General features: G+C 58.7%; 1 protein-coding gene and 1 pseudogene. Both read right to left on the bottom strand.

The genetic code is table 11. The features are described 5' to 3' along the window. Nucleotides 1–100 precede the first annotated feature (100 nt). Nucleotides 101–241: pseudogene (locus QJT78_RS50845) on the bottom strand (ATP-binding protein); the annotation flags it as partial. Nucleotides 242–496: 255 nt separating this feature from the next. Further along, entirely contained in the window at nucleotides 497–1,519 is a 1,023-nt protein-coding gene (locus tag QJT78_RS50840) for an IS110 family transposase (protein ID WP_038953985.1), read from the bottom strand. Nucleotides 1,520–1,825: the final 306 nt, after the last annotated feature.

Raw genomic sequence — 1,825 nt, 5'->3', positions numbered from 1 at the left:
CCAGCCTTGGCAGATCGAGCTCTCAGACGAACAAATGAGTCAGCTTCGCAACCGGGTACGACGCACCAAGCGTTCGAAGAAGGAGGCATCATGAAGTCATCGGCTCGCCGATCAGCGCGTGCCATTGATCGACGGGGAGCTGGCTGGTGACGATGGTGGAGCGGTGGCCGTAGCGGTCCTCGAGGATCTCCAGGAGGTCGTGGCGGGCCGCGGCGTCGAGCGGCTCGAGGCCCCAGTCGTCTGATGGCAAGCACAATTTGGCACTTCGAACGACTTGGACGGCTGCGATCGTATGTCCGGCCTTTAGCGCGGATCATATCTCCGCTGGCCCTGATGAAGTCCGACAACCAGGGGGTCACATCAAGGATGCGAGCTTTAAAGCTCACACGACTGGTCGGGTTTTCCTGGTTTTCGGTGGCGACCGTTGTCTTTCATCATGCCTTTCTTGCACTTACCAAGCTTATAACTCTTCGATTCGGATGCGGCTGGCCGACACTCAAGGTTTGGCGAACATCTCGGTGCGGAAGCATTCTCCGGTTTTCATCATTGCCCAGATGATCCGAGCAAGCTTGTTGGCGAGGGCGACGGTCACAAGCCGCGCCGGCTTTTTAGCCAAAAGCCCGACAATCCAGTCGCGCAAGCCGCCGCGGCGTTTTTCCACAACGTTTAGAAGCGATGTTGCTCCGAGAACGAGTAGCTTCCTTATATATCGATTACCCGCCTTGGTGATGGTTCCGAGAGTTGGTTTACCCCCGCTCGAAATTTGCCTGGGCGTCAGACCCAGCCAGGCAGCAAAATCCCGTCCCGAATGGAATACGCTTGGGTCTGGTACACTGGCTGTAATTACCGAGGCAACAAGCTTGCCAACGCCGGGAATTTCTTCGAGCGAACGGCTCGTCTCGCTGAGCGCGTGAGCCTTGGCGATCTCGCTCTCCAAATCATCGAGCGCGCTTCCGAGAGCATCAATTTGCTGACCGAGAACCTTCGCGGCCAAGACAGCAGCGTCGGGAAGAGTCGCGTCGCCTTCTGCGAGGCCTAAAAGCTCGTCGACGCGGCCGCTGCCCTTGGCGACGACAAGACCGAATTCGGCCAAGTGGCCGCGTAGAGCGTTCACGCTCATCGTTCGCTGTTTGACCAGCAGCTCGCGTGTCTTGTGCAACATCAGGGTCGCTTGCTGATCAGCGCTCTTGATCGGCACAAAACGCATGGCAGGACGCGAGACCGCTTCACAGATGGCTTCCGCATCGACGGCATCGTTCTTACCTCGTTTGACATAGGGCTTTGTGTAGGCCGGCGGCATCAGAGAAACATCGTGTCCCATGGCCTTCAGTTCGCGCGCCCAATAGTGCGCTGAACCGCAAGCCTCCATGCCAATGCGGCACGGCTCGATCTTCAAGAAGAACTCGCGCATCGTCCGGCGCGTCAGCTTGCGCTTTACGGCTGGTGCATCCTCACTAGACAGCGCATGAATCTGAAAATAGTTCTTGGCGAGATCAACGCCTATTCTGATAAACTTCATCTCGGACGGTCTCCCTTCTTTGTGGCGCTCTGGCGACCACGCCTTGGCACTATGATGCCGTTGAGTGAGGCCGTCCACACCATCAAGGATGAGGAGATCGACGCGGCCGAGCGCGCGCAGCAGACGCGGGTGGCGGCCGTCGCCGCGCGCCAAAGCGAGATCACTGAACAGTCGCGGGACACGCTGATAGAGCACGGTGTCAATCGGCGTTTGACTGGGACCCCCTATCGGCCTCCAAAAGGGACCCCTTTGATCGGCGTGCTCTGCTGGTAGCGCTCGGGTCGTCGGAGCTGGTCGGGGTTGCGG

It is taken from the genome of Bradyrhizobium sp. Mp27 (genome assembly GCF_029953005.1).
Lineage (GTDB): Bacteria > Pseudomonadota > Alphaproteobacteria > Rhizobiales > Xanthobacteraceae > Bradyrhizobium > Bradyrhizobium barranii.
This window is presented reverse-complemented; position numbering and strand designations above follow the sequence as displayed.

Coding starts and splice junctions, on each gene's coding strand:
- QJT78_RS50840 (WP_038953985.1), bottom strand. CDS start 1,519: ATGAAGTTTATCAGAATAGGCGTTGATCTCGCCAAGAACTATTTTCAG.